The organism is Ignicoccus hospitalis KIN4/I (assembly GCF_000017945.1).
In the GTDB taxonomy this organism is placed as follows: domain Archaea; phylum Thermoproteota; class Thermoprotei_A; order Sulfolobales; family Ignicoccaceae; genus Ignicoccus; species Ignicoccus hospitalis.
This window is the reverse complement of record NC_009776.1, coordinates 722274-735931: the sequence shown is the minus strand read 5'-3', so window position 1 is coordinate 735931 and position 13658 is coordinate 722274. Positions and strand designations below refer to the sequence as shown.

The 13658-nt window shown below is 61.9% G+C and carries 11 protein-coding genes, 1 tRNA gene and 2 rRNA genes; 7 read left to right on the top strand and 7 right to left on the bottom strand.

Annotated elements, in window-relative coordinates:
• Positions 1-25: 25 nt before the first annotated feature.
• Positions 26-445, bottom strand: coding sequence for a hydrogenase maturation nickel metallochaperone HypA/HybF (locus tag IGNI_RS04265; RefSeq protein ID WP_012122971.1), 420 nt, complete (start codon positions 443-445; stop codon positions 26-28).
• On the opposite strand from IGNI_RS04265, the gene IGNI_RS04260 reads away from it, so the two are divergent.
• Positions 433-1020 carry a DUF447 family spectrin-like domain-containing protein gene (locus tag IGNI_RS04260; RefSeq protein WP_148202240.1) on the top strand — a complete coding sequence of 196 codons (588 nt, stop codon included), beginning with the start codon at positions 433-435 and terminating at the stop codon, positions 1018-1020. The genes IGNI_RS04265 and IGNI_RS04260 overlap by 13 nt on opposite strands.
• Before the next feature lie 17 nt (positions 1021-1037).
• On the opposite strand, the gene IGNI_RS04255 is transcribed toward IGNI_RS04260, so the two are convergent.
• Positions 1038-1113, bottom strand: a tRNA-Ala gene (locus tag IGNI_RS04255).
• 118 nt (positions 1114-1231) lie between these two features.
• Here IGNI_RS04255 and IGNI_RS04250 point away from each other — a divergent pair.
• The gene (locus tag IGNI_RS04250; RefSeq protein WP_187145938.1) at positions 1232-1426 is read left to right on the top strand and encodes a hypothetical protein; all 195 of its coding nucleotides are present in this window, start codon (positions 1232-1234) and stop codon (positions 1424-1426) included.
• Between the two features lie 149 nt (positions 1427-1575).
• On the opposite strand, the gene IGNI_RS04245 is transcribed toward IGNI_RS04250, so the two are convergent.
• Positions 1576-4620: ribosomal RNA gene (locus IGNI_RS04245) — 23S ribosomal RNA — on the bottom strand.
• Between the two features lie 356 nt (positions 4621-4976).
• On the opposite strand from IGNI_RS04245, the gene IGNI_RS04240 reads away from it, so the two are divergent.
• Entirely contained in the window at positions 4977-5783 is an 807-nt protein-coding gene (locus IGNI_RS04240) for a BtpA family protein (RefSeq protein WP_012122968.1), read from the top strand.
• 348 nt (positions 5784-6131) lie between these two features.
• Here the strand turns inward: IGNI_RS04240 and IGNI_RS04235 are convergent.
• Positions 6132-7570 (bottom strand): 16S ribosomal RNA (locus IGNI_RS04235).
• The 16S and 23S rRNA genes sit together here, the layout of an rRNA operon.
• A 432-nt stretch (positions 7571-8002) precedes the next feature.
• Between IGNI_RS04235 and IGNI_RS04230 the strand changes: the two genes are divergently transcribed.
• The 3 genes from IGNI_RS04230 (at position 8003) to IGNI_RS04220 (ending at position 9765) form a co-directional block, all read left to right on the top strand.
• The gene (locus tag IGNI_RS04230; protein WP_012122967.1) at positions 8003-8758 is read left to right on the top strand and encodes an FAD-dependent oxidoreductase; all 756 of its coding nucleotides are present in this window, start codon (positions 8003-8005) and stop codon (positions 8756-8758) included.
• Between the two features lie 42 nt (positions 8759-8800).
• Positions 8801-9061 (top strand): MoaD family protein, encoded by a 261-nt coding sequence (locus tag IGNI_RS04225; RefSeq protein ID WP_238374121.1) that lies wholly within the window; start codon positions 8801-8803, stop codon positions 9059-9061.
• A gap of 245 nt (positions 9062-9306) precedes the next feature.
• Positions 9307-9765 (top strand): hypothetical protein, encoded by a 459-nt coding sequence (locus IGNI_RS04220; RefSeq protein WP_187145937.1) that lies wholly within the window; start codon positions 9307-9309, stop codon positions 9763-9765.
• Between the two features lie 67 nt (positions 9766-9832).
• Here IGNI_RS04220 and IGNI_RS04215 read toward each other — a convergent pair whose 3' ends face one another.
• The 3 genes from IGNI_RS04215 to IGNI_RS04205 are packed head-to-tail and all read right to left on the bottom strand — an operon-like array spanning position 9833 to position 12345.
• Positions 9833-10825 (bottom strand): THUMP domain-containing protein, encoded by a 993-nt coding sequence (locus IGNI_RS04215; RefSeq protein WP_052570130.1) that lies wholly within the window; start codon positions 10823-10825, stop codon positions 9833-9835.
• Positions 10803-11684 carry a tRNA guanosine transglycosylase family protein gene (locus IGNI_RS04210; RefSeq protein WP_187145936.1) on the bottom strand — a complete coding sequence of 294 codons (882 nt, stop codon included), beginning with the start codon at positions 11682-11684 and terminating at the stop codon, positions 10803-10805. Before IGNI_RS04210 ends, IGNI_RS04215 begins: the two co-directional genes overlap by 23 nt.
• 31 nt (positions 11685-11715) lie before the next feature.
• Positions 11716-12345, bottom strand: a complete 630-nt coding sequence (locus IGNI_RS04205) for a hypothetical protein (RefSeq protein ID WP_012122962.1) — start codon at positions 12343-12345, stop codon at positions 11716-11718.
• A gap of 66 nt (positions 12346-12411) precedes the next feature.
• On the opposite strand from IGNI_RS04205, the gene IGNI_RS04200 reads away from it, so the two are divergent.
• Positions 12412-13644, top strand: a complete 1233-nt coding sequence (locus IGNI_RS04200) for a glycosyltransferase family 2 protein (protein WP_187145935.1) — start codon at positions 12412-12414, stop codon at positions 13642-13644.
• Positions 13645-13658 lie beyond the last annotated feature (14 nt).

The following is a 13658-nucleotide window of genomic DNA, read 5'->3' as shown; positions in this document are numbered from 1 at the left end:
AAAACGCGTTGGTTGACTCTAGGGTTCACTCGTTACTCTCTTGATATTCGAATCCCTCTATTACGAACTCCGTCCCTTGCACAATTTCCACCTCGGAACTGTTGCACTTGGGACACTTGAGTAGGTCCTTCACTAAGTGGGGATACAAGTGGATGACCGGTATGTTAGCCTTGAGCTCTGGGTAGACGTCTTTAAAGGTCCACTCGTGGCCACACCTCTTACACACGAACTTGGACGGCACCACCTCTATCTCCAGCTCGGCCCCCTCCAAGGGGCTGCCTAGGGAGTAGGCCTCGAAGGCGTTACGCAAAGCTACGGGGTCCACCAAGCTCAACTCTCCTATCTTAATTATGACTTTGGTTACTTTCACGTTCTCGAGGCCCTCCTTTTTAAGGGCCTCCATGACGGTATCCACTATCGTGAGGGCGTAGCTTGCCTCGTGCAACCCGCGGCTCCGTTGCTCTGGAGGGCGTCGAGACGTTGAAATACTTTAGCAATACGTACAACGAGAGCTTGGCCGTCTCCGGCGGGGCCCGCAGCGTCCTAGGGGTTTGGAGGGAGGGGGACGGCTTAGCGTTCAACGTCTACCCGGGGCGCTTCGAGAGGAGCATGTTAAGGGAAGGTAAGCTGTCCCTCTTCGCCTCGTGCTCCTCCGCCGAATACGCGGACTTCGCCGTGTTTAAGGAGAGGCCTTTAGCCTCCACCCCCCTAGGCCCGGGTCCCTCGCGCTGGTACTTGGCCGTGGAGTGCGAGTTGTTGAGCTACCGTTACTCCTTCCCCGCCAAGGCGTTCTGCAAGCCTACTAAGGGCTTCTGGAGGCCCGCGGGACCGCCGCGCAGGGCCTTCTTCTACATACTCGAGGCCCTAGTCTTGATAACGAGGCTCCACTTAAAGGACGAGAGGGAGAGGATAAGGGAGCTCCTCTCGGAGGCCCTCCGCCTGGGCGACGAGGAGGACCGGGAGGTCGCCCGACGCTTGTTGGAACACGCGGAGAAGGTTGGAAGCGAGGGAGGTTCGTAACACTAACCTTTTGGAAGTGGTGGACCCGCCGGGATTTGAACCCGGGACCTCCGCCTTGCGAGGGCGGCGCTCTTCCAGCTGAGCTACGGGCCCGGGGAGGGGTTCCCACAAGCCTTAATAAGTTTTGAGCTACGTGGTCCGCTTCTCGAGAAGAGGAAGGAGCGAAGGGACGACTCCGCGCAAAACGTTAAACACTTATCCGGTGAGGAGGGTGGAAACCTCCTCCGAGATAGTTAAGGAGGCGCTCGAGCTACTCGCAGCCGTCTTGGAAGTCGCCGACGTCGTGTGTCGCTTCACAACCTCCAACAATAGGCTGTGCTCGCTCGTAGCTAAGGCGAGGCGTGTCGTTCAGGCGGCGCTCGTGCTCTACAAGGAGTTCGTGGCCGCGGGAGACATGGAGACTTAGGAGCAAGCGTGCGGGAGGAATGAAGAGGCGTAGGGGCCCACGATCCGGGTCGGCCGGCCTCGAGGTTTGCCGGCCTCCGGGCCCTCGGGACCCCCGGGGACGAGCCAACCTACTCTTGCGGCTCGCCCCCGGGTGAGAAGCCCCGCCCGAGGCTAACGGCCTCGGGCGATTGGGAGCGGCGGGCTCGCCCCTCGGGAAACCCCTCGGGGCTTACACCCCCGCCCCATCAACCCCGTCTTCTACGGGAGCCCTCAATGGCCGCCTCTTTTCGGGGTGGGGTTCCCGCTTAGATGCTTTCAGCGGTTACCCCTTCCGGCGTAGCTGCCCGGCTCTGCCCTGCCGGACAACCGGTACACCAGAGGCCGGGGCGCCCCGTTCCTCTCGTACTGAGGGCACCTTCCCCTCAGGCGGCCGACACCCCCCGTGGGTAGAGTCCGACCTGTCTCACGACGGTCTAAACCCAGCTCACGTTCCCCTTTAATGGGCGGGCAGCCCCACCCTTGGGGGCTGCTGCACCCCCAGGATGGGAAAAGCCGACATCGAGGTAGCAAACCGCGGGGTCGATGTGGGCTCTCGCCCGCGACGACTCTGTTATCCCCGGGGTAACTTTTCTGTCATGCCCGGCCCCCACCAGGGGGGACACGAGCGTTCGCTAGGCCGCGGTTTCCCGGCCGGACCCCCTGCCTTTAGGGGTCCGGTCAGGCCGGCTTTTGCCCTTGCACTCTACGGCGGGTTTCTGACCCGCCTGAGCCGACCTTAGGGCGCCCGTGTTACCCTCTCGCGGGCGTGCCGCCCCAGCCAAACTGCCCACCCGGCGCTGTCCCCCGGGCTTCCCCCGGGGTAAGCCCCCCGGGTGAGGGTGGGTGGTGTTTCATGGGCGCCTCCCCGACCCCCGGAGGGGCCGGTTCACCGGCTCCCACCTACGCTACGCACCCCCACCCGGGGGGCAACGCCGGGCTGCAGTAAAGCTCCACGGGGTCTTCTCTCCCTACGGGGGGTTGCCGGACTGTGCACCGGCTCAGGGGGTTCACGGGGCCCCGGGCCGGGACAGTGGGGACCTCGTTGATCCATTCATGCGCGCCGGAACTTACCCGGCAAGGCATTTGGCTACCTTAAGAGAGTCAGAGTTACTCCCGGCCTTCAGCGGCGCTTCGCCGGGTTGAACCCCGGTTTCACGGACCGCCAGTGGCCAGGATTCGGCCCCCGTACACACCCTTTCGGGCTTGCGGGGACCTATGTTTTTATTAAACAGTCAGGCCCCCCTAGGCACTGCAACCTGCGGTCCCAGGGGTGGGCCCCAGGACCGCAGGCACCCCTTCTCCCGAAGTTACGGGGCCAATTTGCCGAGTTCCCTGGCCCGGGTTAACCCCCAGCCGCCTTGGGCTTCTCACCCAGGGGCACCTGCGTCGGTTCTCGGTACGGGCGCGGGGGATCGTTCCCCACCCCCTTTTCATGGGCCCCAGGGATCGGCGGAAGCCCCCATACGGGGGCCCCTTCCCGCCTTCGGCCCCTTCTCGCCGTTACGGCCCTCCAGGGCCTTCGGACGGTTAGCCGGGGCGACAGCCCCGGTCCGCCTACCCCGAGGCGTCGGAGGTGGGGCTTGCGTTGCCGCACCTACCCCCGCGGTGCCGGAATATTAACCGGCTTCCCTTTCCCCGCGCTCCAGTTGGGAGGCGGGTTAGGACCGACTCACCCCCGGCCTATGACAGTTGCCGGGGAACCCTTGCCCTTTCCGGCGGAGGGGATTCTCACCCCTCTTCGCTGTTACTACCGCCGGGATCGGCACTCGGAGCGGCTCCAGCGGACCTCACGGCCCGCCTTCTGGGCCGCCCCGACGCCCGCCTACCGCACCCCCTCCCACCGGGAGGGGGGCCCGGGGTCTCGGCGGCCGGCTTAAGCCCCGACCAATCTTCGGGGCCTCGGGCCTCGGCGGGTGAGCTGTTACGCACTCCTTAGAGGGTGGCTGCTGTTAGGCCCACCTCCCCGCTGTCTGAGGCCCGAGACGCCCTTTCGGTTGGCACTTAGCCGGCACTTGGGGGCCTTAACCCCGGTCTGGGTTGTTCCCCTCTCGGCCCCCGGGCTTACCCCGGGGCGCCCCACTGCCCCCTTCTACGGCGGCCACGGGTTCGGAGTTTGACGGGAGGCCGGGGGGCCTACGCCCCCCTGCACCTCCCATCAGTAGCTCTACCCCGTGGCCCGCCTCCGGGGACGCTGGGCTTAGACCCACTTCGGCGGGAACCAGCTATCACCGAGCTAGATTGGCCTTTCACCCCTAGGCGGAGGTCAGGGGAACGAATTGCACGTCAGAACCCTTGCGGGCCTCCACCGGGCTTTCGCCCGGCTTCACCCTGCCCCCGCCTAGATCGCCCGGTTTCGGGTCGCACGACCGTGACTCCGGGCCCTTGCGGACCCCGCCCCTCGGGGCATGAGCCCCTGCGGGCTCGTCGGTTTCCCTGCGGTTACGGGGGTGAACCCCTTAGCCTCGCCACGGCCGTGCACTCCCCGGCCCGTGTTTCAAGACGAAAGGTGCGACCCCGGTCTGCACCCGAACGTACTCCCCGGTCGCCCGGGTTTCCTTCCGGGGCTTCATCCCTTGCGGGCCGCACCCTGTGTGACCGCCCGGTTTCAGGCTCTTTTCACCCCCCGCCAGGGGTGCTTTTCAGCTTTCCCTCACGGTACCTAGTTCGCTATCGGTCTCGGGACGTGTTTAGCCTTGGATGCTGGTGCCACCCAGCTTCCCACGGCAATACCAAGCCGTGGTACTCATCCCCGCGGCAGGGCCCCCCTCGGTTTCCCCTACGGGGCTGTCACCCTCTACGGCCCCGGACTTCCACCGGAGTTCGGGTACCGAGGGTCGGGCCCCTCCCCTCGAGGGGGAGCCGCGGGGCATCCACCCCTCATCTCCCCACGGTTATCCCGTGGGGAATTGGTTTGGGCTACCCCCCTTTCGGTCGCCCCTACTCGGGGGATCCCGTGGTGGTTTCTCTTCCTCCCCCTACTAAGATGTTTCCGTTCGGGGGGTTCCCGCGGGTTCTCCCCGCGCCGGGGGCTGTTCGCCCCCGGCAGGAAGTCCCATTCGGGGATCCCGGGTTCGACGGCTGCGTGCGCCTCCCCCGGGCTTATCGCAGCTTGCCACGCCCTTCGTCGGCGCCCGAGCCGAGCCATCCACCGGGCGGCTTACGCGCCGTTGCCCCTGGGGCGGGGCCCCGAGGGCCCGGAGGCTTGCGGCCCTCGAGGCCGGCCGACCCGGATCGTGGGCCCCTGTCGGTCCGGGCCTCTGCCCGGACCCCACTTCTCCCGTGCTTGCCCCGTAGCTCCCGGGTCTTCCCCCGGGAGCCCGGGGTTTTTGAGCTTTCTCCCGGGCCGTCCCCGGTTCTCCCCGTCCCGGGGCGGCCCTCCGTGTTCCCCTAGCGCGGGGTAGGGGTAATAAAGTTTTCTAGAAGGTAAGTTGCGGACTTGTCATTTATGAGTTAAGGTCGAGAGGTCAGCATCTCGGATCATCGAGCGAGGACGTATGGGCGCCTAACGCTAGGGCCCCGCGGGAGGGGCCGTGCTCGTAATAGGGGTCGTCCACTTGCTTCCGCTCCCCGGCTCATACGGGTGGGGCGGCGACTTCGACGCTGTAATAGAAAGGGCCGTGAAGGACGCGAAGGCCCTCGAAAAGGGAGGGGTAGACGCTATAATAATAGAAAACTTTATGGACTACCCGTTCCCCATAAGGGTGGATTACGTCACCGTAGCTGCCGCGACCCGAGTGGTTACAGAGGTCGTCCGCTCGCTGGAGCTAAGCGCGGGAGTCAGCCTACTCCGGAACTCTGCGCCGGAAGCGATAGCAGTGGCCCTCGCGTCCGGGGCTAAGTTCGTGCGTTCCAACCAGTGGTGTTGGACCTCTGACGCCCCTGAAGGGCTCCTCACGCCCGTGGCGAGGGAAGGGCTAGAGGTCATGAGGCGCTGGGGCGCGAAGGTGGGAGTGGTAGCTGACGTCCGCGTGAAGCACGCAGCCCCAATCAGCGGGAGAGACTTGTGCGACGAGGCGCGCGACCTCGGAGGGCGGTGTAGGGCAGACGCCCTAGCCGTCTCGGGGGCGGCGACGGGGAGCGAGGCCGATCCCCGACAGTTAGAGGTCGTTAAGACTTGTACGCCCAAGCCCGTGCTTGTGGCTTCTGGAATAACTCCGGAGAACGTGGTCCGCTTCGCCTCGGCGGACGGCGTAATCGTTGGGACGTACTTCAAGGAAGGAGGGGTGACCGAGAACCCTGTGGACGTCCACAGGGTTAGGAAGCTAGTAGACGCTGCGAAGAGGCTTGGATCCGGGGAGAGGGAAGAGGTCCTCCGCCGCGCATTAGGGATATCATGAAGCGTCGACTTTCAATAGCTCGTTTGAGGTCTTTATTGAGGTCTTTAGTATAGCGTAAGAGTCAGCGTAAATGATGTTATTGATTCCCGTACTCTTTAGGCCACTTCTCAAGAAGACAAGCCTTCGCAGGGCGAGACAGCTTACAACGAAATTTGTGTGGCGCAAAAGGCGCGGATCCTAAGCGAGCGGAGCTAAGGCGAGGAAGCGCATGTAGAAGCTCGATTAGGTAGGAGACCAGAATGAACCAAGGATCAGGAAACGTGAAGAGGGGCCCACTCGGAGCCGGACGAACCGGCCTCTCGCCAACCCGGGTCCCCGGCCTCGCCCCGGAGGACCGCACTTGCTGTTGGGAGGTGATCCAGCCGCAGGTTCCCCTACGGCTACCTTGTTACGACTTCTCCCCCCTCGGGTGGAGCGACGGGCGGTGTGTGCAAGGAGCAGGGACGTGTTCACCGCGCGATGCTAACGCGCGGTTACTAGGGATTCCGCGTTCACGAGGGCGAGTTGCAGCCCTCGATCCCAACCTCGGCGGGGTTTCAGGGATTGGCTCCCCCTTTCGGGGTCGCAACCCGCTGTCCCCGCCATTGTAGCCCGCGTGCAGCCCGGGGGTTTCGGGGCATGCTGACCTGCCATAGCCCCCTCCTTCCTCCGCCTTATACGGCGGCAGTCTCCCCAGTGTGCCCCGGGGCCGGAGCCCCGGGTAGCAACTGGGGACGGGGGTCTCGCTCGTTGCCGGACTTAACCGGACACCTCACGGCACGAGCTGGCGACGGCCATGCACCTCCTCTCAGCGCGTCAGGTAAGGTCTTCAGCCTGACCTTCATCCTGCTGTCGCCCCCGGTAAGGTTCCCGGCGTTGACTCCAATTAAGCCGCAGGCTCCACCCCTTGTGGTGCTCCCCCGCCAATTCCTTTAAGTTTCAGCCTTGCGGCCGTACTCCCCAGGCGGCGGGCTTAACGGCTTCCCTGCGGCACTGGGCGGGCTCGAAGCCCGCCCAACACCTAGCCCGCATCGTTTACAGCCGGGACTACCCGGGTATCTAATCCGGTTTGCTCCCCCGGCTTTCGCCCCTCACCGTCGGGCGCGTTCCAGCCGAGCGCCTTCGCCACTGGCGGTCCTCCCGGGATTATCGGATTTCGCCCCTACCCCGGGAGTACCCTCGGCCTCTCCCGCCCCCTAGCCTGGCGCTACCCCCTCCAGTCCCCGGGTTGAGCCCGGGGCTTTAGGAGGGGGGCCACCAGGCCGGCTACGGGCGCTTTAGGCCCAATAATCGTCCCGACCACTCGCGGGGCTGGTATTACCGCGGCGGCTGACACCAGACTTGCCCCCCGCTTATTACCCCCGCCTGTTTACAGCGGGGAAAAGCCCCCGGAGAGGGGGCACTCGGGGTAACCCCGTCACGGTTGCCCGCATTGCGGAGTTTTCGCGCCTGGTGCGCCCCGTAGGGCCTGGGCCCTTGTCTCAGTGCCCATCTGGGGGCTCCCGCTCCCACGGCCCCTACCCGTCTTCGGCTTGGCGGGCCATTACCCCGCCAACTACCTGATGGGGCGCGGCCCCATCCTCGGGCGGACTCGGGGCGTTCCCCCCCGAGCCCCTTTCGGGGCGGAACCCTTCCAGGCCTCCGCCCCTATGGGGGATTAGCACCAGTTTCCCGGTGTTATCCCCCTCCCGAGGGTAGGTTAGCCACGTGTTACTCAGCCGTCCGCCACGCCCGCGGCGGCGGGCGTTCGACTCCCATGGCTTAGCCTTACCCCGATAGCGGTCGGGTCCGGCAGGATCAACCGGAGTCGCGGCCGCAAGGGCCGGCGGGGGCGGGAGGCCGGGGACCCGGGTTTTGGCGGGCGGGTCGCCCGGCTCCGAGTGGGCCCCTGTCGGTCCGGGCCTCTGCCCGGACCCCACTTCTCCCGTGCTTGCCCCGTAGCTCCCGGGTCTTCCCCCGGGAGCCCGGGGTTTTTGAGCTTTCTCCCGGGCCGTCCCCGGTTCTCCCCGTCCCGGGGCGGCCCTCCGTGTTCCCCTAGCGCGGGGTAGGGGTAATAAAGTTTTCTGTGCAGTGCTTCTGGGGATGAACGGGAGCCACCCAGCCGAGGGGTGAGGAACGCGCCCTTCGTGGGGACCCGGATGAAGAGCGAATCCCGGACGGATTCTTGGTGAAGAGCTCTTCCGCTACCCTGACGGGTTTATTAACTTTATTGCAGAGAATCGAGTTCGGGAACGCGAAACTTGTTGAGGTACGGGAGCTGTGCCAGGATTCTAAGGGACGAGAGTTGCGATGTTAGGATAGTTCTCGATAAAGAGTTTTGTAAGGAGAGTACGATTTGTCTCCCAGTAGAGAGCTTCCCGATAGAGCATTTCGGCAACCTAGTAGGCGCAATAACGGCAGCTATAGACCTAGCAGAGGAAGGTTCCAGAGTGTGCGTGTGCGACAAGGGAGGCTGTGGGAGGAGTGCAACCGTAGTGGCGAGCGCCCTCGCGTACTTCCACTCCAACCTCAATTACGGCCAATTGAAGAAACTCCTCAGGAACAAGTATAACTTAATGCGAGAGTGTCCAGAAACGCGTCCCCAAATAGAGACTGTAAAGATCATGTGGGGGGTCTTCCATTACTTTGGTGACAAGGCCTTCAAGCTCCTCGCGAGAATGACTTATTCATACGATACCTTCCTAGTACACGTAGGGAGGGTTAAGGGACTCTTTGTGCCCGTGAGGGCACTTAGCAGGAAGCTCCCCTACGGACGCGAGGCCTCCCTTAAGATGAACTACGAAGCGTTAAAGGACATTGAGGCCCCGAGGACGAGGGATTTGGTTGAGGCCTACTTGAGCGTTGAGGAGAAGGACGGCAAAGTGTTCAAGCTCGGGGAGCTTCGAGAGGGGGACGTGGAGCCCGCTGCCCTAGCCTTCGCTTCCTTCGAAGGTGCAATATCCAAGACGTTGGACCCCCGCGAGGCCCTCGTGCTGTTGACTAAGGCGTTAACGTAATAACTCTGGCTTCCGCCCCTTCGGGGGTCGAGGCCCTTGAAGGTGAAGGTCCAGTTTTTCGCGTTCCTCCGAGATGAAATAGGAAAGAAGGAGGACGAGTTCGAGTGCGACTGTTCCTCTCCCGAGGAGCTGCTCGAGGAGCTCTTCAAGAGGTACCCGAAGCTGAAGGAAGAGGACGAGCAGTACAAGCGGTTCGGTCTCGAACTAAAGGTCTTAGTGAACGGGAGGGAGTGGAAGTACCTAGATTCCCTAAAAGGAGATGAGGTTGAGGTAGCGCTCTTTCCGCCCGCAGCAGGGGGTTAAAAAAAGATACGGAAAAGAAATAAGGAAGCGGAGCGCCGGCTTACGCGGAGAGTTGAGGTGCGATGAGGCGGACCGAGCGGGCGCATTACCTCGCCCGCTTCGTTCTCAAGAAGGGGATCGTAGACTCTCGGCTCCCCTCTCTCCTCGGCGAGCGGGTCTACTATCGGGAGGTTAAAACTTGCGCCCTAGGGGGCGCCGCGATCTCCGTCGGCGAGTTCTTGGATGGTCCCGAGGGCGCAAACGGCATGATACAGTTCTCGAAAGCTAAGGGCAAAGTTAAGGTGTCGGTCTACATAAAGACGAACGGCAGGTTCGCGCGGGAAAGCATGAGGTACATCGACGACGTGATATTCGAGTTGGCACCCAACTTCAGGAGGGTCTACGTAGTTAGGTCCCCTAACTACGAGGGCGTGACCGTGGCCGATAGGCTCTGGAGGTGGCTAACGGCCGGCTACTCCCCCAAGGGGGCCCTCTACTACTTGAAGGTCCTCGCTCCCGGAAAGTTAGGCAAGAAACTCGCCCAAAAGGCGCTGGAAAGCGGCGCGTTCAGCTACAACGGCTGTAGCGGCCGACTGGAGACGAACGTCTTAAAGAAGAAGGAAAACTTGGAAAAGCTCGCAAGGGAAACGAAGGTGTGGGAGGACAGCTTGCTCCTCTGCAAGTTCGACGGGAGGTGCTGGAAGTTAAGGGAGGTGCTCACCTAGGGTCAAGGGGTATGACGACCCAACGCCTAGCCGAAGGGTGAGGAGCTTCCCTGCGGGCGAGGACCCCTCAAGCCTTGAACACGAACAGCTTCACCCACAAGTCGCCGTGGTAGACTTCCCTTTCTTCCGCCACTTCGAGTCCGCTCCTCTCCGCCAACTCCCGCGTCTCCCTTAGGGGCGTAATCATGACCAGCTTTCCGTGAAGTACCCTCGCTACCGATTGGAAGAATTCTTCATACAGCTTGAGCACCTTTTTCGGACTCCCCATCCTAACGCCGTAGGGAGGGTTAGTGACTATCAAGTCGGCCCAATCCAAGACCTCGTGAAGCTTTCTAGCGTCATGGACGCCGAACGCTATGAGCTCCCTCACCCTGGCCACCTCAGAATTTATAATAGCCTTCTTAACGTATTTCGGTTTCACGTCGAAGCACATTATCTCCGGAACCGCGAAGTCCAGCGCGCCCTCGATCGCGACTGTTCCGGAACCGCACATGGGGTCCACCAGCCTCTCCGCGCCCCTAGCACCCCCCAAGAACAACATAGCGTAAGCTATGGTGGGCTTGAGGGAGGCCATGTGTTCCTCCACTCTGTAATACCTCCTGTGTAAGCTCTCCTCTCCCGAGACCTCCACGCCCACCCTGACCCGGTCGAAGTACCACTCAGCGCGGACGACCACGCTGGGGTAGTCTAAGTTGACCTCGGGCCTCATCCCGTACACTTTTTCTACTCTCTTTATGACGCGGTCGCCCACTTCGGCCGCCAGCTCCGGGGAGCTGGGGCCCTCGCCTACCCTCTCCGCCCTTACAGCGAAGGGCGTCCACGGGGTGACGAACAATTCTATGCCGTCAAGTTCCAGTTCCTCCAGCTTCCCCTCGAATACGAGTACGTAGGCTTTGTGTATGCTCTTAGAGCGTTCCAACCTCCAAACGAGCTCTTCCAACTTTCTAAAGCGGGCCTCGACGCGGCCCTTGGAGGTGCCGAGGACCTCCAGCCCCCAAGACTTCAGCTCCGCCGCCGCCACGTCCTCCAGTCCGGGGTTAGTGCTGAACACCGCCCGCACTCGCGCTCACCAAGTGGAGGACGTAAGCGTTGAAAATAGCCCTCTTCTTAAAGTCGTTTCTAAGCTCCTCCCAAGTAAAGCCGAGCGCGCGGGCTATGCTAAGGGCTTCGACGAGCTCGTGGTCCTCTATCTTCTTCCTCCCGAAGTTGACCTCCCTGTCCGTTATGTGCCTCTCGCCCCTACCGGGCAACATTATCTTGCCGTAAGCCGCCTTGTGCCTCCAAGTCTGTGTGTCCGCGCTCTGGTAGCCCAAGGCGCTGAGTTTGGGTATCAAGAGCGCTGAGCCCAAGCCCAGGGCGTGGAGCCACCGGCCCTCCACAGACCTCATGAGCTTTAAGAACTCCCACCCTTCCTTGCGGGACGCGTTCTTGACCGTGAGTATTCTGGGAATTAGGCCCCCGACTGCGACCCTCTCGCCCACCTCGGAGTAGCCCTCCACGTACCTCTCCAACAGCTCGGGGGACACGGGGTGGTAGACCGGCAGCAACGAACACTCCACCCGTTCGGCCATGTACTTGGCCACGCTCACGTTGCGCTCAACCTTCTTGCGGGCGTTTTTATCGTTGGGGGCGACGGGGGAGTCGAGGGCGACGCAGTAATCGGGCTTGATTGTATTGTACCACTTGACAACGTTGTCCGGGTCTAGGACTATCCCCCTTCGGAGGGCTTGGTAGCCTCCGGAGTCGAGCCATATCTCTACCTCGTCCGGTATGCCCATTACCTCCCTTAAGGTCTTTCCAGACTCCAGCATGTTCATTAACTTCTTCGACTTACTCAGCTGGAAAGCATTTAACATTATTGCTTTCACGTCGAACTTCTCCCAGAGCCTCAGCAGCTGCGTGGCGGGGTGGCCGTACACCAGCAACATCTCGCGCGTATTACTAGAGAGTTTACTTTAAACTTTCGATGTACTCAACCAAGAGGTTTCGAAACATCGCGAGGGTTTCGTTCATTTGCACTAACTCGCCCTTAAGCTTCTTTAACTGATCAATTAACTCGAGCCTAGCTTTAGCTAGGGCCTCGCACGCGTAACAGCTCATCGCGCGCTCTACGTCCGTGTCGTTGAAAGACTTAAGGACGCGTAAGACTTCCGAGACGCTCTTGGCGTTCGCGAGCTCCTCCACCAAGCGCGTTTCGTTACCCGTACAGTTACACTTCACCGGCATGGAAGCTATTACCTTCTCGAGTTCCTTCGTCCAAGCGGTCGCGCAGTCGTAGTAAGTGGTCAGTTTACCTAAAGTTTCAAAGGCGTCAAAGGGGGAAACCAAAGTCGAGCGAAGCTCTGAGTCCAGCCTCTTCGAGAGGTTGGCGAACGCGTCCAAGCACTCCTTCAAGCCCTCTTCCGTAACTTCCAGCGCTCCCTTAACGTAACTCACGTTCGAGTGACTTATGGCGGCCACGCTCAGAGGGGGCAACGGGCGGGCGGCGAGCTCGTTTAAGGCGTTAGTCAAGTTCGTAAGCGTCGTCAGCGGAGAGGCGAGCGCCAGGGGTAAAAGCGTTAGGAATAAGACCGTCCTCACGGCCCTCAAGCCCCGCCGCCGAAAGGGTATAATCAAAAATAAGGTCTTCTGGGAAGGATGGAGCCCTTGATAGCCGACCTGTTGCTGACCGTCGCGAGCGCCTACCACCTCCTCGGGGCCCTCTACTACAGAGCCGCCTCAGCGCCTCCGAAGGAGAAGGTGTTCGAGTTCCCCTCGCTGGCCGTGCACGTGCCCGCGTACAAGGAGGACCCCCAAATGCTGCGCAACTCGGTAGAGAAGATCATTGAAAGGCTGAGGCCCGAACAAGTGATCGTGATCACGGATCCGGAGAGCTACGAGGAAGTGAGGAAGGCGCTGCCGCCCGAGGTCGAAGTGGTTACGGGCGCCGAGAAGGGCAAGGCGCGGGCCCTTAACGAGGCCTTAAGGCTCACCAGAACTGCATACATAATGGTCTTCGACGCCGACTCGTTCCCCGAAGAGGGCTTCTCCCTCGTCAAGTCGCCCTACGCCGCCAGCCTCTGGAAGGGCTACTCAACGGGGACCCGGTGGGGCGAGGCCCTCGCCAACGTGACCACGTTGGCCTCCGTGGCCCTCATATACGGGAGGTCGAAGCTGGGGTTCCCGGTCATCCCCCCGGGCTCGGGGGTCTTAATCGAAAAGGAGCTCTTAGAGAAGCTCGGCGGCTGGAGCGAGGGCGTCCTAACGGAGGACGTAGATTTAGCTTTGAAAGCGCTAGAAGCGGGCGTCAAGGCAGACGTCGTACCTTCGTTCGTCTTAGTGGAGGCCCCGAAGGACTACGCCTCGCTGAAGAGACAGCAGTCCAGGTGGGCGTACGGCGCCGTTCAAGCCATTAAGAGGCACGTCAGGGCGCTGACTAAGCACCCGGAGACGTTCTTCTACTTAACCCACCACGCGTCCACGTGGCTACCGCTGTTAGCCCTCATAACCTCTCCCGCCGGACTCTCGCCGCTAGCCTTGATCTTGTACTACTTGGCCGTTTCCACGGAAGCGTTCTACAGTTTCAAGGCCGCCAAGGGGTGGCGGATCCGCGTTAGCCTCGCCGACGCCGCCCGGACGAGCGCGGCTGGGCTCTCGATGTCTATAGCCATTCTGACGGCACAAATAAAGGCGTTGTTGGGCCTCAAGGAGGTCTGGAAGGTAACGCCCAAGGGGAGGAAGAGGAGCGTAGGAAAGGGTATAGGAAGCGAGGTCGTGCTCTTGCTAACACCGCTAATAGCGTTGTGGAACCCCGCTTCCTTGCCCTTAGCGTTACAGTACTTCGTGGCCTCCCTATATGTAACCTTAAGGGTCCTCAGCGAAGAGCGACGTCGTCATTGATCGGGCCCGGATTC

Coding starts and splice junctions, on each gene's coding strand:
- IGNI_RS04220 (WP_187145937.1), top strand. CDS start 9,307: ATGATACAGTTCTCGAAAGCTAAGGGCAAAGTTAAGGTGTCGGTCTAC.